Raw genomic sequence first — 19707 nt, forward strand, 5'->3', positions numbered from 1 at the left:
GGCCTGGGCCGCCCGGCCCGACATCCTCTTCCTCGACGAGCCCACCGCCAACCTCGACCCGACGGGCCAGAAAGAGGTCGAGGCGCTGCTGGCCAGCTTCCGCGCCGAGGGCATGACGCTGTTGATGAGCACCCACAATCTGGGCCAGGCCAAGCGCCTGGCCAACCGCGTCGTCTACCTGGATCACGGCCGCCTGCTTGCCGACCAGGCCACCGCCGACTTTTTCAGCGACCACGCGGATGACCGCACCGGACTTTTTCTCAAGGGAGAGTTAAGATGGGATTTGTGAAGACCATGGACCGCCGCAGTGTCCTCGCCTGCCTGCTGGCGGCCAGTTCCCTGAGCGCCCGGGCCCAGGACAAGGTCATCGTGATGGCCTCGACCACCAGCACCGAGCAGTCGGGCCTGTTCGCCCATCTGCTGCCGGCCTTCAAGCGCGCCAGCGGCATCGAAGTGCGCGTGGTCGCGCTGGGCACCGGCCAGGCGCTGGACATGGGCCGGCGCGGCGATGCCGATGTGCTGTTCGTGCACGATGTCGCGGCCGAGGAGAAGTTCGTCGCCGATGGCTTCGGCCTGGCGCGCCGGCCGGTGATGTACAACGATTTCGTGCTGGTCGGACCCAAGGCCAATCCAGCCAGTGTGGCCGGCAAGGACATCGCGGCGGCCCTGGCCACGCTGGCAGCCAGCAAGTCCACCTTCGTCTCGCGCGGCGACAAGAGCGGCACCCACGCGGCCGAGCTGCGCTACTGGAAGGCCGCTGGCATCGCCAACCCGGCCGCCAAGACAGCAGCGCTGAGCATGGACTACCGCGAATGCGGCTGCGGCATGGGCCCGGCGCTGAATATCGCGTCCAGCAGCGACGCCTATTCGCTGAGCGACCGTGGCACCTGGCTGTCGTTCAAGAACCGCGGCAATCTGGCCATCGTACTGGAGGGCGACAAGCGACTCTTCAACCCCTATGGCGTGATCGTCGTGAACCCCGCCAGGCACCCGCACACCAAGACCGCGCTGGCCCAGGCATTCTCCGACTGGGTGGTGTCGGACGAGGGTCAGGCCACGATCGCCAGCTACAAGATCGGTGGCGAGCAGCTGTTCTTTCCGGACGCCAAGCGCTGAGGCGCGCAGAACAGGCACACTGGCACCATGATTGACAGCAAAGACATCACCGGACTGATACTGGCCGGCGGCCGCGGCAGCCGCATGGGCGGCGTCGACAAGGGCTTGCAGCCCCACCAGGGCGTGCCGCTGGCCCTGCATGCGCTGCTGCGCCTGGGGCCCCAGGTCGGCGAGCTGCTGATCAATGCCAATCGCAATCTGGGTGCCTATGAAGCGATGGGCGCGCCGGTCTGGCCCGACTCGCTGCCCGACTATGCCGGCCCGCTGGCCGGGGTGCTGACCGGGCTCGAGCATTGCGAGACGCCCTATATGGTCACCGTGCCCTGCGATTCGCCGCTCTTCCCCGAGGATCTGGTCGCCCGCCTGGCCGAGGCGCTGGACGCCGAGGACGCCGAGATCGCGATGGCCGCAACCCCGGGGCCCGACGGCAGCCGGCAGGTGCAGCCGGTGTTCTGCCTGATGAAGACCGAGCTGATCGAGAGCCTGGTGCGCTTCACGCAGAGCGGCCAGCGCAAGATCGACAAGTGGACGGCCCAGCATCGCTGCGTCGAGGTGCTGTTCGAGGATGAACAGGCCTTTGCCAACGCCAACACGCGCGAAGAATTGCAGCAATTGCAGAAGCCCCTGTCATGAATCCGCCCCTGCCCCGCCTGACGAGCTGCAGCGCCGTGCTGACCCACGAGGTCGAGGTGCTGGACGAGTTCGGCCGCCGCAAGACCATGAGCATCCCGGCCGAGCGGCCGCTGACCGTCTTCGTCGACAAGCGCGAGCTGGTCACCTTGATGACGCTGGGCCTGGCGCCGGAGCTGCTGGTGCTGGGCTATCTGCGCAACCAGCGCCTGGTGGCCGATGTCGGCGAGATCGAATCGATCACGGTGGACTGGGAGGTCGGCGCGGCGGCCGTGCGCACCCGTGCCGGCATCGCCGACATCGAGGCCAAGACCGCGCAGCGCACCGTCACCACCGGCTGCGGCCAGGGCACGGTGTTCGGCGCGCTGATGGCCGATGTCGAGTCGGTGCAGCTGCCCGGTGCGCAGAGCGCCCGGCTCAGCCAGGCCGCGCTCTACGAGATGCTGGACCAGATGCGCCGCCTGGACAGCGTCTACAAAAAGGCCGGATCGGTGCACGGCTGCGCGCTGTTCCGCGGGGCCGAGCTGCTGGTGCACCGCGAGGATGTGGGCCGGCACAACGCGATCGACAATATCGCCGGCTGGATGTGGATGAACGGCATGCACGGCGCGGACGGCGGCGGCGACAAGTGCTTCTACACCACCGGCCGGTTGACCAGCGAGATGGTGATGAAGTCGGCCCAGATGGGCGTGCCCATCATCGTCTCGCGCAACGGCATCACGCAGATGGGCCATGCGCTGGCCATGCAGCTGGGCCTGACGCTGATCGGCCGCGCCAAGAACCGCCACTTCATCTGCTACAGCGGCTTCGAGCGCTTCGACAGCCAGCCCGAACCGGCCCGCGAGACGGTGGATCTGGGCGCCTGAACCACGCCCGCACTGTTGACTCCGCACAACGCGCCGCGCCACAGATCGGCTACCCTCAACGTTTTGTGACAAAGCGTAGCCTCCATGCAAGAAGCAGTCAGCAGCGAGGTGCTGGTCGACCAGCTGGCGCAACACCTGGCCAGCGCACGCGCGGCCCAGCAAGCCTCACAGCTCGATGAAGGGCTGGCCCAGGCCCAGCGCGCCTGGGAGCTGGCCTCGTCGCAGGGTTTTCTGGCCGAGCAGATCGAGGCCGGGCGCCTGCGCGCCTTCTTCCTGTACCGACGCGGCGCGCTCGGCGCGCTGATACGCGCCGGCGATGCGCTGCTGCCGCTGCTGCGCGCCCAGGGGCCCAGCGAGGCGCTGTGCGAGCTGCTGCGCTGGATGACGCTGGGCGGCTTCGAGACCGGCGATTTCGATATCGCGATGCGCAGCGCCAACGAGGGCTGCGCGGTGGCCCAGGAGCTTGGCGAGGTCAGCCAGATCGCGCTGGCGCTGAACGCACTGGGCGCCACCTTCGAGCGCATGGGTGACCCCTGGCAGGCCGAGCGCCTGATGAGCGAGGCGGCCGCCCTGGTGCGCGAGCACACCAGCCCCTACGAGCGCGTCGTCACGCTGAACAATCTCTGCGGCGTCGCGCTCGGCGCCTTCTATCTGCTGCGCGACAGCGGCAACGATGCCGCCTGCGCCAGCGCGCTGGAGCGGGCGCTGCGCTATGCGCGCGAGGTGCGACCCCATGCCCAGGCCTTTGGCGACCCCTTCCCACTGGTGATGACCGAGGGCAATCTGGGTGAGGCCTTGCTGCATTCCGGCCAGGTCGACGAGGCCGAGGCCTTGCTGACCCAGACCCTGGACGAGGCGCGCCGCCTGGGCTTCCAGGCCCAGGCCTGGCGGCTGCGTTGCTCGCTGGCCGAGCTGGCGCTGCTGCGCGGCGAGCCGCAGGCCGCCCGCGATGATCTGCGCCTGCTGCTGCAGGAAACCGGCGACAAGGCGCCCGCCGCCACCGCGCTGCGCGCCCACCATGCGCTCTACCGCGCCGCCAAGACGCTGGGCCTGAACGAGCTCGCGCTGCAGCAGCTGGAAGCCTACCAGGGCATCGAGCGGCGCCGCGCGATCGCCCAGCTGATGGCGCAGTCGCGCTTTTTCGTGACCCGGCTGGAGGCCGAGCAGGCCCGCGCCCAGGCCCACAAGCACGAGGCCCGCGCCGCCGAGCTGGAGGAGCATGTGCAGCGCGACCCGCTGACCGGCCTGGGCAACCGGCGCTGCATGGAGTCGCGCATGCCGCCGCTGCTGCGCGAGGCCGAGCGCCTGGGACAGCCGCTGACCCTGGCGCTGATCGACGCCGACCGTTTCAAGGACGTCAATGACCAGCATGGCCATGCGGTCGGTGACCGGGTGCTGCAGACCCTCTCGCGCATGCTGGAAGACAACACGCGCGGCAGCGATCTGCTCCTGCGCTACGGCGGCGAGGAGTTCCTGGTGGTCTTCCCCGACACCGTGCCCGACCGCGCCTTCGAGGTCTGCGAGCGCCTGCGCCACCGCGTCGAGACCTATCCCTGGCAAGACCTGGCCCCGGGGCTGGAGGTCACGCTGAGCATAGGCCTGGCCAGCGCCCCGCCCTATGCCACCGACCTGCTGATCGCCCGCGCCGACAGCGCGATGTACCGCGCCAAGCATCTGGGGCGCAACCGGGTGGCCCTGGCTTGACTCCGGCGCGCCGCATCACCCTGATCACCGGCGCCGGGCGCGGTATCGGCGCCGCCACCGCCCGGCTCTGCGCGGCCCAGGGGCATGACCTGGCCCTGGGCTATGCGCGCGACGCCGGCGCGGCCGAGGCCCTGGCCGACGAGCTGCGCGCGCTGGGCCGGCGGGTCCTCTGCGTGCAGGCCGATGTGGCCGATGAGGCCCAGGTGCTGGCGATGTTCGCGCGCATCGATGCCGAGCTGGGCCGGCTGAGCGGCCTGGTCAACAATGCCGGCATCGTCGCCCCGGCCGCGCGCCTGGACGAGATGGGCATGGCGCGCTGGCAGCGCCTGTTCGGCGTCAATGTGATCGGCAGCCTGCTGTGCGCCCGCGAAGCCGTCAAGCGCATGAGCACCCGCCATGGCGGGGCGGGCGGCGCCATCGTCAACGTCTCGTCGCGCGCCGCCCAGCTGGGCTCGCCGGGCGTCTATGTCGACTACGCGGCCAGCAAGGGCGCCGTCGACAGCCTGACCGTCGGGCTGGCGCGCGAGCTGATCGGCGAGGGCATCCGGGTCAACGGCGTGCGCCCCGGCATCATCGCCACCGAGATCCATGCCGACAGCGGCACCGTCGACGGCCTGGCCGCCGCCGCCGCCGGCATCCCGATCGGCCGGCTGGGCCGCGCCGACGAGATCGCCGAGGCCATCGTCTGGCTCCTGTCCGATGCGGCCAGCTACACGGTCGGTGCCACACTGGATGTCGCAGGAGGGCGTTAAGCTCGGCGCACATTTCCTTCCGCGCCCGCAAGACATGACCCTGAGCCCGGCCACCCTCGCCCGCACCGTCCCGTTCGCCGTCTTCATGGCCTTGCTGGCCCTGCGCGGCCTGCTGCCCGAGAGCGTCAATTTCGACCTGCGCTGGGTCTACGGCCTCAGCGTGCTGCTGGTCGGCGGCCTGCTGATCTGGTACTGGCGCGACTACGGCGAGCTGGCCCGCCAGAACCTGCCGGACACCCGCGAGACGCTGCTGAGCCTGGCCGTCGGCCTGATCGTGTTCGCGCTGTGGATACGGCTGGACGCGCCCTGGATGCAGCTGAGCGAGCCGACCGCCACCTTCGTGCCGCTGGACGCCGCCGGAGCGCTGATCTGGCCCCTGGTCGTGATGCGCTGGATAGGCGCGGCCCTGGTCGTGCCGCTGATGGAAGAGCTGTTCTGGCGCAGCTTCTTGATGCGCTGGATCGCCAGCCCGCAGTTCCAGACCGTCGACCCACGCCGCGCAGGGCTCAAGGCCATCGTGCTGTCGACCTTTGTCTTCATGCTGGCCCACACCCTCTGGCTGGCCGCCATCATCGCCGGCCTGGCCTATGCCTGGCTCTATGTACGCACCGGCAAGCTCTGGACCGCCGTGATCGCGCATGCGGTGACCAATGGCGCGCTGGGCGTCTGGGTGGTGATGAGCGGGCGGTGGGAGTTTTGGTGAGAGGCCGTTTGTGGCAGGCTGGGCAGTCCGGCAGCCTTGCCACCGATGATTGCAGTTTTTGTCTCTACTGCTATCATCTTTCGGGTGAACGGAACGCATCGCAAGACGCTCGAAAAGCTGCTCGCTGATCCCGTCAACGGGAACATCGAGTGGTCTCGGATCGAGTCCTTGCTGAAGGCAGCGGGCTGCAAGCTTGTAGAGGGCGCAGGCTCGTCCGTCACGTTTGAGTTCGGCGGCAGGAAGATGACACTGCACAGGCCTCACCCTGGCAAGGAGGCACTGCGCTACCGGGTCTTGGCCGTCCGGGAATTCCTCGCGCGAATGGAGATCAAACCATGACCAATGCCATGCACTACAAGGGCTACACGGCGAGCATGGTCTTCGATCCGGAAGACAGGATCATCGTTGGGCGAGTCCTGGACATTGACGACATCATCTCCTTTCATGGCGAGTCTGTGACGGAGTTCGAATCCAACTTTCACGCAGCCATCGAAGGCTATCTCGCCGCCTCCAAAGCGTTGGGTTCGGCGCCAGAAAAACCCGCCAGCGGCAAAGTCATGCTGCGCATTGCACCCGAGGTACACGCGGCCGCACTGAAGGCCGCCGCACGCAGCGGGACCAGCCTCAACAAGTGGGCGGAAGGAGCGCTTGGCAAAGCCGCCAGGAAGCCGGCCACACGGGTTGCGGTGCGCAACGACGGCTGATAGCCAGCACTAGGCTCTGCAAAGGTGCTGCGCTTTCTGCTTCGTTTCCTCCTCGGCGTGACGCTGGCGTTCGCCGTCGGCCTGGCCGCATTGCTTTGGTTATTGCATTCCGCGTTCGAACCGAGTCGCGATGAGGTCGCGCGCCTGCAGTCGCCAGATGGAGAGACGACTGCCGTTTTGTACGAAGTGAACGGTGGGGCGACGACATCGTTCGGGTATGAGGTCGTGCTTGTACGAGGGCAAGCCGCCGAAAACGAGATAGAGCTCGCTTCTCTCTATGGAGCGGCACGCAACGATTCAGCGTATGGCCTAAACCTGAAGTGGATCAGCCCGACGGCGTTGCATATCGAATACCTTGAAGCGAAATCCGCCAAGCTCCGGCAATCGACGGTGAAGTTGAAAAATGGGGAGATTCGCGTGGCGTTGCGGCCCGGTGTGCGTGATGATGGCGCGCCATCCGGCGGCATGCTTTACAACCTTCGCGACAAGAATAAGAACTGACCCCACTGAAAACTCCTCTCCCTCAAGACCTGCTATCCATGCTCTTCGCCGACAAGCCTAGCCACGGCGCGATCCGGCATGAGCCCGGGTACGGGCCGACAGTGCAACAAGCCTAGGCACTTCATGCACAAAGCCAAGCAGCCGCTGTATCGCAAGGTCAACACGACAGCGCGGGGTGTTCATCACAATTTCGGTGGTGATTTTCGAGACGTTCGGCATCGAATCAGTGCTGGCGATGGGATCGTCGAAACGCTCGGCATGCACAAGGGCGTGCGTAGAGGGCTCGACTACACGCCCCTGTTTCGTTTCTTGCTCTCTCGCGTCGGGTGCAAATGGGATGAGGTCTACAGTGAAGCCATCGCCCGACTCGACCGGAAAGCGCCAATCTTCTGGCTAGTCGCATTGAGCGAAGCCGATGAGCAAGCATTTGTTCGTACTGGCGAGGCCAGCTACTTCAGCGGCCTCAAGGTCGATGCCGATGGCATCTTGCGGATGGTTGACCCCTTGGCGGGGCCGGACACCTTGGTGCCGCAATGCCCATGTTGCACACACACATTCAATGGCGTTCCATTCACTCGCCGCTATCAGCAGGAACCGGTTTCCATTGCGTCAGCTACGTCACCGTCCAATCAATCTGCTCATAAAGCCGCCACAGCCGCTGCGCCTTCTGCGCATTGAGCTGGGTCGCCCAGGCCAGGCGGCCGCGCAGATGGGCCTGCCAGTCGGCATGGCCTTCGCGGTTCTGCGAGGCCGGGCCATGGCGCACACAGCCGTGCAGCTGGGCTTTCAGGCGGTCGAACTCGGCGCGCGGCAGATTGCTGCGCTGGTTCACGACGATGTTGCAGACGCTCTGGCGCCGGCTCTGGGCCTGGCATCGGGTCTTGCGATGGTTCAGCGCAAAGCCCTGCTCGATGGCGATACGGCCCACCCAGGCCTCGATGCGCGGCCTGGCCGCACGCAGGGAAGCCGGGCCGGACAGCACGAGGTCGTCGGCATAGCGGCTGTAGCGCGCACCCAAGGCCCAGGCCAGGCCGGCCAGGCGTCGGTCCAGGCCGAAGGCGCAGAGATTGGCCAGCGCGGGCGAGCTCGGCGCGCCCTGCGGCAGATGGGCATCGCGCAGGCGCTGGCACTGCAGCCAGCTCAGCCCGCCTTCTTGGCGCAGCCGGCTCAGCACCGGCTCGGGCGTGGCGCTGCAGCACAGTGCGCTCAGCAACCGGGCCACCTCGTCCGGATAGCCCAGCGTTGCGAACAGGGCCTGCACGCGTGCGGCGCGCACGCTGGAGAAGAAGTCCTGCAGGTCGAAGCTCAGCACCACGGCCTGGCCCTCGTGGGCGCGCGCATGGTCAAGCACCGCGCGCCCCGGCGCGAAGCCGCAGGCGGCCGGATGCGGCGGCAGCCGGTCCAGCAAGCCGACCAGCACGCGGCGCTGCAGGGCCATCAGATAGGGCTCGGGCACCTCCAGCAAACGCCAGCCGCCGCTGCGCTTGGCCAGCAGCCGGCAGCGGTAATGCTGCTCGACCAGGGGCTCGCGGCGCTGCCAGGCGCTGGGCCGGCTCAGCCGCCACAGCCCGGCATCGCTGATGCCCAGGAACTCGGCCAGGGCCGCGCTGTGCGGCAGGGCCGGCAGCGCGCAGTGGGCCAGGGCAGGCGGCGGTGGTGATGCCTGCTCTTGAGCGAGGCTGAGCAGGTAGTGGCGCGGCGGGCTCGGCTCGAAGTCGGGATCGGTGGCGATCAGCACGGCCAGGCGTCGCACCGACAGCTGCGGCGTCGCCATCAGCTGGGCCGCGCAGCGCTCGGACAGCGGCGCCAGCCAGGCCGGGTCGGCGGCCAGACAGCGCGCCATGCGCGCGCGCAGGGCCGGAGCCGCGCGGTCCGGTTCGGCCAGCATGGCACGCGCCAGGGCCAGCGCACTGAGTCTGCGGAGCTTGGACATCGGAGGAGGAGAAAGGTGCGGCGCGCCACCCAACCTGCGGGTGATGCATGAGCAGTCCGGCGAGTATCGCCGCGCCGCTCATGCCCCGGATGGGTCAAGCACGAGAGAGGACCAAGGGGGTGCCCCTTGGCACGCCAACCAGGCACAAGGCTTGGTGTGTCGCGATGAACTTGGGGGCGGCCGCGTGCGGATTATGGCGGCCGCACCGGATTGCGCTGCAGATGCTTGAAATGCTCGAACAGCCAGGAGCGCATGCCCATCACAAGCGTGTACTGGCGCTTCTCGGCGTCGGGCAGTTTCTGGTCGAGCAGATGCTGGCGGGCGAAGTCCTGGGCCACGCGCTGCAGCCGCTCGACCAGTTCGCGCGCCATGCCGTGTCCCAGGCGGCCATGGACCAGCATCAGCAGCTCGGCCTCGCCGTCGAAGCCGCCTGAGAAGAAGTCGCTGGCCACTTCTTCCCGAAAGAAGCTCATCACCGGACCGTGCGGGCGCCAGCGGAAGGTCTTGGCCAGGCGCAGCTTGTAGCGGTTCAGCGGCTTCAGCTCGATCACGCCCAGCCGGTCCAGCTCGGCCAGATAGCGGGTGACCTCGGCCTCGCTGAGCCGGTAGCTGGCGGTGATCTGCTCGGCCGTCCACTGGCTCAGGCAGCAGATCGCCATCAAGAGCAGCTTGGGATCGGCCACCACGGCCTTCTCCTGCGCCAGGGTCAGCTCCATGCGCAGCGGCTGGCGCTCGGCCAGCGTCCGCGTCAGCTCGGCGAAGTCGGTCTTCAGCACCCGGCAGATCTCGTCGACGCGTGACAGCGGCATCTCGCCGCCCGGCGCCAGCATGCGCTTGACGCTGGACTCCGAGAGCCCGAGCTCGCGCGCCATATCGGCATAGCTGAGGCCCTGGCTCTTGAGCTCGGCCTTGATGACTTCGATGAGGGTCTGGGTGCTGGACATGATGGGCGCAACGGTAGCGCAAAACGCTACCGGCGGCGGCAGGCCGCGCCACGGCCGCAGCAATCCGGCGCCAAACATCACGCGGCCGGCCAGCATCAGGCCATGCAACAAACACGACGCCAACACCTGCTGTGCTGCGGCGCTGCCGCCATCGCCGGCCTGTTCACCAGTCTGGCCGATCCGGCCCAGGCCGCCTACCTGCGCAACCCCTGCCGCGGCAGCCTGCCGGCCGCGCTGCGCCGGCACCCGCTGCTGCAAGAGCTGTGGCAAGACCTGGACCCGGCCCAGCTCTGGGATGTGCACTGCCATCTGCTTGGCAATGGCGATGCCGACAGCGGCTGCCGCATCCACCCGGCCATGCATCAGTGGTGGCATCCGGTCGAGAGCCTGCGCCGGCGCGTCATCATGGACGGCGCCTGCGTCGCGCCCGAGGTGCCCAGCGTGGACCGGGCCTACCTGCAGCGCCTGCAGGCGTTGACGGCCGATTTTCCGGAGGGCGCGCGCTGGCTGCTCTATGCCTTCGACGAGGCCCATACCGAGCAGGGCCGCGCCGAGCCCGACTGGACCACCTTCCATGTGCCCGACCGCTATGCCCGCGAGGTGGCCGAGCGCACGCCGCAGCGCTTCGCCTGGGTCGCGTCCATCCACCCCTACCGCGAGGACGCACTGGCCCGGCTGGATGCGGCCATCGCTGGCGGCGCCGTCGCCTTGAAGTGGCTGCCCAGCAGCATGAATATCGATCTGCGCGACGCGCGGCTGCGGCCCTTCTACGCCCGCCTGGCCGCCGCCCGGCTGCCGCTGATCGTGCATTGCGGCGAGGAGAAAGCCGTGCCCGGCGCCGGCCGCGAGGACCTGGGCAATCCGCTGCTGCTGCGCGCGCCGCTGGCGCAGGGCGTGCGCGTGATCGCCGCCCACTGCGCCTCGCTGGGCGATGCGCTGGACCTGGACATGAGCAGGCCGCGCCTGGTGCCGGCCTTCTCGCTGTTTGCCCGGCTGATGGACGAGCCGGCCTGGGAGGCGCTGCTGCTGGGCGATGTCTCGGCGCTGTTCCAGTTCAACCGCCGGCCCGAGGTCTGGCGCTCGGTGCTGGCGCGCCAGGACTGGCATGGCCGTCTGCTACATGGTTCGGACTATCCGCTGCCCGGCGTCGGCCCGCTGTACCGGCTCGGCGGCCTGGTGCGCGCCGGCCTGCTGGATGAGGCGCAGCGCCCGCTGCTGGAGCAAGTGCGCGAGCACAACCCGCTGCTGTTCGACCTGCTGCTGAAAAAGACGCTGCGCTGGCAGGGTCGGGGCTTGCGCGCGGAGGTCTTCCACACGCGGCGCCATTTCGTGCATCGGCTCATACCGCCGGTAGCGCCAGGCGCTACCGGCAACAAATGAAACCCTTGAAAAACGCCTTCTCGGCCATCATCGCGCCACTTCTCAACAGGAGCCCGCTCCATGCAACACCCGCACACCTTGATACACCGCGACAGCAAGGCCTGGACCTACCAGGTCTGGATCTCCTTCGGCATCGCCGTCAGCCTCTGCGCGATCGGCCTGGCCTGGCTGCCCGGAGATGACCTGGACCGCGCCTTCATGGTGATGGGCTATGTGTTCTGTCTCAGCACCGCCTTCGCGCTGGCCAAGTTCGTGCGCGACAACGAAGGCAAGACGGTCGACACGCCGATGTGGAAGCTGGTCGTCTGGGGCGGCTTCGTGCTGGCGATGGCGCTGACCGGCTGGGGACTGTGGCGCATGGAGATACAGCCGGTCTGGAAGGCCTTTCTGCTGGTCAGCTGGCTGTTCCTGATCTCTAGCGTGTTCACGCTGGCCAAGATGCTGCGCGACGCGCACGAGGCCGATCTGCAGCAGGCCCGCGCCCAGGGCCGCCGCGAAGCCCTGGTTACCGAATAAGGACTCATGATGAAAAGCAAACTCTACGTTCCCTCGCTGCTGCTGAGCCTGGTGCTGCTGCAAGCGCCGGCCGCACAGGCCCAGTCCACCGCCTCCGAGGCCAGCGCGCTGTCGATGCTGCCGGTGGCGGTCTCGGTGGCGGCGCCGGTGATGCTGCTGTCGGCCGGCGTCGCGCTGACGGTGGTGGCGGTGGAATCCACCGCCCAGGGCTCGGTCTGGGTGCTGGAGCGCGCCTCGGACGGCGCCCGCGCCAGCGTGCGCTTCGCCGGCCAGGCCAGCGCGGTACTGGGCACGGCCGTCGTCATCACCGTGATCGGCAGCGGCTATGTGCTGTCGGCCGCCGGCGAGGCGATCGCCTTCGTGCCCAACGCCATCGGCACGGCGCTGCTGCACAACGAGCAGCTGACAAGATGAACAGCAAGACCGTCGCCTGCCTGCTGCTGGCTCTCGCTGCAGGCACCGCCCAGGCCGGCCGCCCCTGCGAGGACAAGCCGCTGAGCGCGCAGCAGATCGAGCGCGGCATGAACCTGGCCGAGGCCACGGCCCGCCAGCTGGAGGCCAGCGGTGCCCAGGTCGTGCTGCTGGCCCGGGCCGGCCAGGACCTCAGCAAGCATGGGCTGCTGTGGTCGCATCTGGGTTTCGCCTACCGTGACAAGAACGGCGATGCGACGGGTCCGCAGCCGGTCTGGCGCGTGCTGCACAAACTCAATCACTGCGGCACGGCCCGCGCCGATCTGTTCCGCCAGGGCCTGGGCGAGTTCTTCCTGGATCGGCCGCATCGCTACGACGCCGCCTATGCCCGGCTGAGCCCGGCGCTGCAGTCGGCGCTGCTGCCGGTGCTGCGTGACAACACCCGCCTGCGCCGCTTGCACGAGCCGCGCTACAGCATGGTCTCCTACGCCTGGGGCGACAAATACCAGCAGAGCAATCAATGGGTGCTGGAGACCCTGGCGCTGGCGGCCGACGGGGCCGGAGGGGCTGGAACCAGGGCCCAGGCCCAGGCCTGGCTGCGCGCGCAGGCCTACCAGCCCGGCCTGCTGCGACTGTCCACCGCGACCCGGCTGGGGGCGCGGGTGGGCATGGCCAATGTAGAGTTCGACGATCATCCGAGCGCCCAGCGGTTTGCCGGGCGCATCGAAACCATCACGGCCGATTCGATGTTTGCCTGGCTGCCCCGCGCGGGCCTGGGCGAGCCGGCCGAGCTGGTCAAACAGTGACCAGAAAAAGAACCGGAGGAGATCAGCATGTCGGAACCCCATGGCGGCCAGTTCGCCCTCTTGGCGCAGCGGCGCTTCGCGCCCTTCTTCTGGACCCAGGTCCTTGGCGCGGCCAATGTCAATCTGTTCAAGTTCGCCTTCACCGTGCTGGTCACCGACCAGCTGCAGCTCGGCTGGCTGCCGCCGGCCCAGGCCGGCCTGGGGATCGGCGCGCTCTTCATCCTGCCCTTTGTGCTGTTCTCGGCCACCAGCGGCCAGCTGGCCGACAAGCATGACAAGACCCGGCTGATCCGCTTCATCAAGACGCTCGAGATCGCCATCATGGCGCTGGCCGCCTGGGGGTTTTACGCCAGCCAGGTGCCCGTGCTGCTGGCCTGCGTCTTCCTGCTGGGCCTGCACTCCACACTGTTCGGCCCGGTCAAGTACGCCTATCTGCCGCAGCAGCTCAATGAGCGCGAGCTGACCGGCGGCAACGGCATGGTGGAGATGGGGACCTTTGTCGCCATCCTGCTCGGCAATGTGGCCGGCGGCCTGTTGATCGCCACACCCGAGGTCGGCGCACAGCATGTGGCCCTCGCCTGCTTCGCGCTGGCTCTGCTGGGTCGGCTGACGGCGCAGGCCATCCCGCCCTGCCCGGCCACCGACCCGGGCCTCATCATCAACTGGAACCCGGTCAGCGAGACCTGGCGCAATCTGCGCCTGGCGCATGGGCAGCTGGCGGTGTTCCGCTCGCTGCTGGGCATCTCGTGGATGTGGTTCTTCGGCGCGGTCTTCCTGGCCAACTTCCCCGCCTTCGCCAAGGAGGTGCTGCATGGCAACGAGCAGGTCGCGTCGCTGCTGCTGGTGGTGTTCTCGGTGGGCATAGGCACCGGCTCGCTGCTGTGCGAGCTGCTGTCGCGCCGCCATGTCGAGATCGGCTTGGTGCCGCTGGGCGCGATCGGCATGAGTGTGTTCGCGATCGATCTGTACTTCGCCTCGCGCGGCCTGCCGCCGGTGGCTGCGGCGCTGAGCCTGGGCGAGTTCATGGCCCAGGCCGCGCACTGGCGCGTGCTGGCCGACCTGTGCCTGCTGGCGCTGTTCGCCGGGCTCTACAGCGTGCCGATGTATGCGCTGATACAGCTGCGCGCGCAGCCGACGCACCGCGCCCGCATCATCGCAGCCAACAACATCCTCAACGCGCTGTTCATGATCGCCAGCTCGCTGCTGGCCGGCGCGCTGCTGGGCGCCGGGCTGAGCATCCCCGAGCTGTTCCTGGTCGTCGGGCTGGCCAATGCGGTGGTGGCCTTCTACATCTTCATGCTGGTGCCCGAGTACCTCTTGCGCTTCGTCGCCTTCATCGCCTCGCGCCTGATCTACCGCTTCAAGATCAGCGGCGACGAGCACATCCCGACCCAGGGCCCGGCGCTCCTGGTCTGCAACCATGTGAGCTTTGTCGACGCGGTGCTGCTGATGGCCGCCAGTCCGCGCCCGATCCGTTTCCTGATGGACCACCGCATCTTCCGCATCCCGGTGCTTGGCTGGCTGTTCCGCCTGGCCAAGGCCATTCCTGTGGCGCCGCAGAAGGACGACCCGGCCACCTACGAGCAGGCCTTCGAGCAGGCGCGCGCGGTGCTCGACGACGGCGAACTGCTGTGCATCTTCCCCGAGGGCGGCATCACCCGCGACGGCCGCCTGCAGCCCTTCAAGGGCGGCGTGATGAAGATCCTGGAGGGCCGCGACATCCCGGTGGTGCCGCTGGCGCTGCAGAACCTGTGGGGCTCCTTCTTCTCGCGGGTCGAGCAGGGCGAGGCGATGGTGCGTCCCTTCCGACGCGGTTTCTACAGCCGCGTCGGCCTGGTGGCCGGCGCGCCGCTGGCGGCGCGCGAGGTCAGCCCCGAGGGGCTGCGCGAGCGGGTCGGGGCGCTGCTGGTGGCTTGAAGACCGGTTGCCGCCCAGTCCTCAGCGCAGCACGCGATGCTGGGCCAGCTGGGCCCGCAACTCCTCGGCCACGTTCTCGAAGCGTATCGCCGCGAGGCCCAGCAGCGGCTCGCTGAGCGAGGTCACATCGGTGGGCGAACGGCTCAGATAGCGCTGCACCAGATCCTCGCCGATCGCATACAGCTGGCGGTTCTTGGCCTCGGAATCGACCAGGGCCGAGGTGCTGCGCTCCAGCAACTGGCTCAGCGCCTGCACGGTCTGGCCGCGCTCGGCCACCAGCCGGCGCTGCGCCAGCAGTTCCTGCTGCAGGCCTTGCTCGCGCGCCTGGGCCGATTGCTCGGTCTGCTGCAGGCGCTGGCGCAGTGCGGCCAGTTCGCTGCGCAGGGCGTGAAGCTCTTGCTCACGGGCCTCCAGCCGCCCGGCGCTGCTGCGTTGCTTGGCGCTGGCGGCCTCGGCGGCCGCCGCCAGCTGCGCACGCTCGCGCTCCAGCGTCGCCTTCTCGGCCTGCAGCGTGGTCTGCTGGCGCTGCGCGTCGCGCAAGGCGCTCTGCGCGCGGCGCAAGGCCTCGCGCTCGCGCGTGCCGGCCTCCTGGGCCCAGCAGGGCGCGGCCAGCAGGCTCAGCAGCAGCGATCCCGTGATGACGTGCTTCATGGTGATACTCCTCAGAAACGTCCGCTCAGATCGAGCTGGAACACATCAATGCGCAGCGGCGCACTGCTGAGCGTGCCGCTGAGCGAGCTCGGATCGCCAGGCACCGCGAGGAAGCGCACACCATCATCGAGGTTGCGCGTGCTGGTCCAGCGCAGGCCCAGCGCGAAGCGCTTGTCCAGTGCATAGTTGCCGCCCAGCGACCAGCCCTTGTAGTTGGTGCCGCCCAGATGCCAGGTGGTGTCGGTGAAGCCGTCGATCCAGGCGTCGCGCTCGACCTTGCGATAAGCCATATGGGCCTGCCAGTCGCCGCGCCGGGCCAGCGAGCGGTGTCCCAGGCCGATGCGGCCCTGCCAAGCCGTGGTCATCTCGCGCAGACCGTCCATGGCCGTGCCGGCCTTGGCGCGGGCTCGGATGTCGGCCAGATCGAAGCCGGTGTTCTTGATCCAGTCCAGGCTCAGATCCACCATCACCGGCGCCAGCTGGCTGAAGCTCAGCGAGCCGGTCAGATTGACCGGCCTGAAGCGCGAGGCCAGGCCCCAGGTCGGCGCGGCCGTGCTGCTGGGGTCGTTCAGATTGATCAGCGTATTGCCCTTCAGGCGCAGCGTGCTCGGGTACTGGCTGCTGAAATACGGCAGGGTGCCGACCAGCGGTCCGGCCGGTGGCGGCTCGGTCTCGCGCTCGCCGGCCACATGGCGGAACTCGTAAGCCGCCAGGCCAAGCTTGGCGCGGATGCCCTCGGCCAGCGGCAGCTCGGCCCCCAGCTGCGCACCCAGCAGCCACTTGTCACGCCCGCTCAGGCTCAGCTCCTCCAGCGGGAACACGCCCGCCGTCGCGAAGAACTGGCGGCGGCTGTCGGTCTCGTGGCTGAGCTTGAGTGCAGCGCCGTCAAAGGACAGGTCGTCGGCCCAGCTCAGGTCGCTGCTGTAGAAGGGGTTGGCCATGCGGCCGAACTCGGCGCTCAGACCCTGCATGCCCACCGGCGGGCGCCAGCGCAGCCAGGCCCGGTCCAGCACCAGGCTGGCCTTGTTGAACTGTGTGCCCAGGGTCTGCGAGCTGGAGGTCGGCCCGCTGGTCGTGCCGGTCGACAGGCGCAGGCCCGTCGTGACCTGATCGGACAGCTGGGCGTTGACGCCCAGCCGGGCGCGCAGGGTCAGGCGCTCGCGATTGCGCTGGGTGGTCGCCAGGTCCGGCGCCCAGGCCGGCGACTCGGTCTGGCTGCGGAACACGCTGGCCGGCACATTGCCGTCGTCGAACATCTCGGTCTGGCTGCGCACCCGCAGATCGCCCTCGATGCTGACGCGGCCCAGCCACTCGGGCAGCGCGCCGGGCTCGCCCCAGCGCTCACTGCGCGCCTGGGCCAGCACCTCGGTCTTGATCTCCTCGCGGATCTGCTGACGCACCGTCTCCGGCACATAGGGCACGCGCACAACCTTGGGCGCCGGCGTGCCGGCCACGGCTGGCGCAGAGGCCTGTGCGCCAGCCTGCTGGGCCTGGCGCACGATCGCGTCGGCGCGCTCGCGCGAGAGCAGGCCCTGGCCGACCAGGGCCTCGATCAGGGCCAGCGTGGTGGCGCGCAGCTGGGCCAGCTCCTGCTTCTCGTCGACGGTCGACTGGGCCTGGGCCGGCAGCGCGATCAGGGCGGCGGCGGCCAGGGTGGTGGTGAGGAGGTTGAGCTTCATGACTGAAAGAAAAGTGAATCTGGGCCAGGCCTCAGGCCTGGGGTTTGACGCTGAGCCTGAAGCGCATCGGCTGACGCAGCGCCGGCGGCGGCGGCAGCTTGAGCGCGCGCGAGGTCTCGGACAGCGCGGCCTGCAGCGCCGCATCGGCAGCGGCGTCGCCGCTGGGCTGCAACTCGAAGCGCTCGATCACGCCGTCGGGCTTGAGCCAGATCGCAAAGCTGGCGCTCATTTGCTCGCCCTCGCCGCGCAGATGGCGCTCGATCTCGTCGCGCAGCAACTGGCGTGCCGAGTTCGCGTAAAGGCGTTCCTGGGCGCGGTCCGCCACCGTGCCGCCACCGGCCGGGCCACCGCCGGTGGGCCCGCCCTGGTACTCGCGGCTGACGCTGCCGGCCGCGAAGGCGCTGGGGCCATCGCCGGCTGCTCCCTCCATCTTCAGCGGTGCATCGGCCGGCTTGGGCGCGTCCTGCGGCTTGGGAGCCTCATCGCGCATCAGCTGCTTGGGCTCGTCCTTGGGGGGCTCGGGCTTCTTCTCCTCCTTAGGCGGGGGCGGAGGCGGTGGCGGCGTGTCGGGCAGGATGCTGATCTTGGCGACTTGGCGGCGCGGCTTCTCCGGCCCGCCCTTCAGGTTGTCGGCCAGCCAGTAGACGCCGGCCGCCAGCAGCAGCAGACCCAGGGCCGCAGCGGCGCGCAGCGCCCAGGTCCGGCCCGGCTTGTCGTTCAGATGGTCTTCGGCCAATCCACTCATGATGGCCGTCCTCAGCTGCCGATACGGGCCGTGATCAGCCCCATATTGACCTGCAGCTTGTTGCACAGGTCGACGATGGCCACCACATTGGCGTACTGGGTGCGCGCATCGCCTTTGATCGCGACCGACATCTGCGGGTCGCGCGCCTTGGCCTCGTCGAGCCGGCCCTCCAGCTCGTCCAGGCTCAGACCGGCGCCGTTGAGCAGCACCGCGCCATCGGGCATCACCTGCACGATCAGCAACTCATGCTTTTCGGTGCTGGGCTTGTTGGACGGTTTGGGCATCGTGATCGACAGGCCCTGCACCGAGGCGGTGGTCATCAGGATGAACACGACCAGCAGCACATAGGCCAGGTCCAGCATGGGCGTGACATTGATGGTGTCGTAAGGCTTGGCATCGGTATTGACTTGCATGGGGAAGCCTTCTGCTCGTTCAGGGCGCGGCGCGCTTGGTGACCAGGCCGATCTCGGTGATGTCGAGCTGCTTGGCCACTTCCAGCACCTGCATCACCTTCTCGTACTGGGCGGCCGCATCGGCCTTCAGCACCACCGGCAGCGCCGGGTTGGCCTGTTTGTACTGGGCCAATGTGTCACGCAGCTGATCCATGCTGACCGGATAGGCATCGAGATAGACCGCGCCGTCCGCGGTGATCGTGACGGCCCGGGTCTGCGGCTTGGCTAGGCTGCTGGCCGCTTGCGTCTGCGGGCTGTTGACCTTGACGCCCTGCACCGAAGCGGTGGTCATGATGATGAAGGTCACCAGCAGCACATAGGCCAGGTCCAGCATCGGCGTGATGTTGATGTCGTCGTAGGGCTGGTTGTCGTCCTTGATGTCGGCAGACATGGTCAGCGCGCGCCGTAGAGTTCCGCGACGCGGGTGATGAACTCGTCCACAAAGATCTGCATGTCCGAGGACAGGTTCTTGATGCGGGCGGCCAGGTAGTTGTAGCCGAACAGCGCCGGGATCGCGACGCCCAGGCCGGCCACCGTGGCCAGCAGGGCCGCGGCGATGCCGGGCGCAATCGCGTTGACGTTGACATCACCGGCCGCCGCGATCGCCGCAAAGGTGATCATCACGCCGACCACCGTGCCCAACAAGCCCAGGAAGGGGCCGCCCGAGATCGCGATCGTCAGCAGCACCATCTTGGCGTTGAGCTTGTGGCTCTCGCGCACGAAGTCGGCGTCGACCGCGGCCTTGACCGCGTCCAGCGAGGCGCCGCTCAGCGGCGGGGCATCGGCCTGGCCGACGCGGCGTTTGGCCAGCTCGCGCACGCCGGCCTGGTAGAGCCGGTACAGCGGCGAGTTCGGATGGATGGCGCCGGTATCGAGCTTCAGCAGGTCTTCGTTGGCGGCGCGGAAGCGCTGCAGGAACTGGCGGTTGTCCTTGTCAGCGCGGCCCACCAGCAGGCTCTTGTCCACCATCACCCAGGCCGCGACCACGAACATCACGCCCAGGATGATGATGACCACCCAGGCGTCGACGGTCAGGTTCTTGACCAGCACACCGATATAGCCATGCTCCTCGCCCTCGGCCGCCGCCTCGCCGGCGCTCTCGCGCAGGCTGCTCAGCAGCTTGCCCTCGCCGCCCTGGATCGCCGCCGCCAGCGCCAGCCACACATCGCTGCGCGCGACGGTGGCGATCTGCAGCTCGTCGGCCAGGCCGCGCGAGCCCTCGCCCAGCTGCAAGGCGCCGCCCAGGGTCGGCAGCGCGGCCGGGGCCTTGGCCACCTCGGCGCCGCCGACAAACAGC

At 68.5% G+C, this 19707-nt stretch carries 23 protein-coding genes and 1 pseudogene; 16 read left to right on the forward strand and 8 right to left on the reverse strand.

The genetic code is table 11. From position 1 onward, the window contains the following. The 11 genes and pseudogenes from PO768_RS22115 to PO768_RS22165 all read left to right on the forward strand — a co-directional run. A pseudogene (locus tag PO768_RS22115) lies at positions 1-289 on the forward strand (phosphate ABC transporter ATP-binding protein); the annotation flags it as partial. 5 nt (positions 290-294) lie between these two features. Next, positions 295-1116: a substrate-binding domain-containing protein gene (locus tag PO768_RS22120; RefSeq protein WP_272647796.1), complete on the forward strand. Its 822-nt coding sequence runs from the start codon at positions 295-297 to the stop codon at positions 1114-1116. A 27-nt stretch (positions 1117-1143) separates the two neighbouring features. After that, positions 1144-1749, forward strand: a complete 606-nt coding sequence (gene mobA, locus PO768_RS22125) for a molybdenum cofactor guanylyltransferase MobA (protein ID WP_272647777.1) — start codon at positions 1144-1146, stop codon at positions 1747-1749. After that, entirely contained in the window at positions 1746-2612 is an 867-nt protein-coding gene (locus tag PO768_RS22130) for a formate dehydrogenase accessory sulfurtransferase FdhD (protein ID WP_272647778.1), read from the forward strand. Before mobA ends, PO768_RS22130 begins: the two co-directional genes overlap by 4 nt. A gap of 84 nt (positions 2613-2696) precedes the next feature. After that, on the forward strand, positions 2697-4316 hold the full coding sequence (locus tag PO768_RS22135) for a GGDEF domain-containing protein (protein ID WP_272647779.1): 1620 nt from the start codon (positions 2697-2699) through the stop codon (positions 4314-4316). Continuing rightward, positions 4313-5068 carry an SDR family oxidoreductase gene (locus tag PO768_RS22140; RefSeq protein WP_272647780.1) on the forward strand — a complete coding sequence of 252 codons (756 nt, stop codon included), beginning with the start codon at positions 4313-4315 and terminating at the stop codon, positions 5066-5068. Before PO768_RS22135 ends, PO768_RS22140 begins: the two co-directional genes overlap by 4 nt. A 34-nt stretch (positions 5069-5102) precedes the next feature. Continuing rightward, positions 5103-5771: a CAAX prenyl protease-related protein gene (locus PO768_RS22145; RefSeq protein ID WP_269839747.1), complete on the forward strand. Its 669-nt coding sequence runs from the start codon at positions 5103-5105 to the stop codon at positions 5769-5771. A gap of 45 nt (positions 5772-5816) precedes the next feature. Continuing rightward, positions 5817-6110 (forward strand): type II toxin-antitoxin system HicA family toxin, encoded by a 294-nt coding sequence (locus PO768_RS22150; RefSeq protein ID WP_272647781.1) that lies wholly within the window; start codon positions 5817-5819, stop codon positions 6108-6110. After that, positions 6107-6475 carry a type II toxin-antitoxin system HicB family antitoxin gene (locus PO768_RS22155; RefSeq protein ID WP_272647782.1) on the forward strand — a complete coding sequence of 123 codons (369 nt, stop codon included), beginning with the start codon at positions 6107-6109 and terminating at the stop codon, positions 6473-6475. Before PO768_RS22150 ends, PO768_RS22155 begins: the two co-directional genes overlap by 4 nt. Before the next feature lie 24 nt (positions 6476-6499). Continuing rightward, positions 6500-6976 (forward strand): hypothetical protein, encoded by a 477-nt coding sequence (locus PO768_RS22160; RefSeq protein ID WP_272647783.1) that lies wholly within the window; start codon positions 6500-6502, stop codon positions 6974-6976. A gap of 123 nt (positions 6977-7099) precedes the next feature. After that, positions 7100-7654, forward strand: a complete 555-nt coding sequence (locus tag PO768_RS22165) for a hypothetical protein (protein ID WP_272647784.1) — start codon at positions 7100-7102, stop codon at positions 7652-7654. Here PO768_RS22165 and PO768_RS22170 read toward each other — a convergent pair. Both PO768_RS22170 and PO768_RS22175 read right to left on the reverse strand, forming a co-directional pair. Beyond that, complete coding sequence (locus PO768_RS22170; protein WP_272647785.1) at positions 7590-8909, reverse strand: reverse transcriptase family protein; 1320 nt, start codon at positions 8907-8909, stop codon at positions 7590-7592. The genes PO768_RS22165 and PO768_RS22170 overlap by 65 nt on opposite strands. Before the next feature lie 191 nt (positions 8910-9100). Next, positions 9101-9853: a helix-turn-helix domain-containing protein gene (locus tag PO768_RS22175; RefSeq protein ID WP_272647786.1), complete on the reverse strand. Its 753-nt coding sequence runs from the start codon at positions 9851-9853 to the stop codon at positions 9101-9103. 102 nt (positions 9854-9955) lie between these two features. On the opposite strand from PO768_RS22175, the gene PO768_RS22180 reads away from it, so the two are divergent. Genes PO768_RS22180 through PO768_RS22200 form a run of 5 tightly spaced genes read left to right on the forward strand, consistent with a single transcriptional unit; the run spans position 9956 to position 14883 of the window. Continuing rightward, positions 9956-11233, forward strand: a complete 1278-nt coding sequence (locus PO768_RS22180) for an amidohydrolase family protein (RefSeq protein WP_272647787.1) — start codon at positions 9956-9958, stop codon at positions 11231-11233. Positions 11234-11293: 60 nt separating this feature from the next. Continuing rightward, on the forward strand, positions 11294-11749 hold the full coding sequence (locus tag PO768_RS22185; RefSeq protein ID WP_272647788.1) for a YiaA/YiaB family inner membrane protein: 456 nt from the start codon (positions 11294-11296) through the stop codon (positions 11747-11749). Positions 11750-11758: 9 nt separating this feature from the next. Further along, positions 11759-12163 carry a hypothetical protein gene (locus PO768_RS22190; RefSeq protein WP_272647789.1) on the forward strand — a complete coding sequence of 135 codons (405 nt, stop codon included), beginning with the start codon at positions 11759-11761 and terminating at the stop codon, positions 12161-12163. Continuing rightward, complete coding sequence (locus tag PO768_RS22195; protein ID WP_272647790.1) at positions 12160-12966, forward strand: DUF2145 domain-containing protein; 807 nt, start codon at positions 12160-12162, stop codon at positions 12964-12966. Before PO768_RS22190 ends, PO768_RS22195 begins: the two co-directional genes overlap by 4 nt. A 27-nt stretch (positions 12967-12993) precedes the next feature. Next, positions 12994-14883 carry an MFS transporter gene (locus tag PO768_RS22200; RefSeq protein WP_272647791.1) on the forward strand — a complete coding sequence of 630 codons (1890 nt, stop codon included), beginning with the start codon at positions 12994-12996 and terminating at the stop codon, positions 14881-14883. A 21-nt stretch (positions 14884-14904) separates the two neighbouring features. Here the strand turns inward: PO768_RS22200 and PO768_RS22205 are convergent, their stop codons facing one another. The 6 genes from PO768_RS22205 to PO768_RS22230 form a co-directional block, all read right to left on the reverse strand. Next, entirely contained in the window at positions 14905-15534 is a 630-nt protein-coding gene (locus PO768_RS22205) for a hypothetical protein (RefSeq protein ID WP_272647792.1), read from the reverse strand. 11 nt (positions 15535-15545) lie between these two features. Then, positions 15546-17213, reverse strand: a complete 1668-nt coding sequence (locus tag PO768_RS22210) for a putative porin (protein WP_272647793.1) — start codon at positions 17211-17213, stop codon at positions 15546-15548. Between the two features lie 31 nt (positions 17214-17244). Further along, positions 17245-17958: a TonB C-terminal domain-containing protein gene (locus PO768_RS22215; protein ID WP_137945069.1), complete on the reverse strand. Its 714-nt coding sequence runs from the start codon at positions 17956-17958 to the stop codon at positions 17245-17247. 11 nt (positions 17959-17969) lie between these two features. Beyond that, positions 17970-18371: an ExbD/TolR family protein gene (locus PO768_RS22220; protein ID WP_269839733.1), complete on the reverse strand. Its 402-nt coding sequence runs from the start codon at positions 18369-18371 to the stop codon at positions 17970-17972. A gap of 19 nt (positions 18372-18390) precedes the next feature. Further along, the gene (locus PO768_RS22225) at positions 18391-18801 is read right to left on the reverse strand and encodes an ExbD/TolR family protein (RefSeq protein ID WP_272647794.1); all 411 of its coding nucleotides are present in this window, start codon (positions 18799-18801) and stop codon (positions 18391-18393) included. 2 nt (positions 18802-18803) lie between these two features. Continuing rightward, positions 18804-19707: MotA/TolQ/ExbB proton channel family protein (locus PO768_RS22230; RefSeq protein WP_272647795.1), on the reverse strand; the 904-nt coding region annotated here is incomplete at its 5' end.

Origin of the sequence: Paucibacter sp. XJ19-41 (assembly GCF_028462495.1) — a bacterium.
Classification (GTDB): Bacteria; Pseudomonadota; Gammaproteobacteria; order Burkholderiales; family Burkholderiaceae_C; genus Roseateles_E.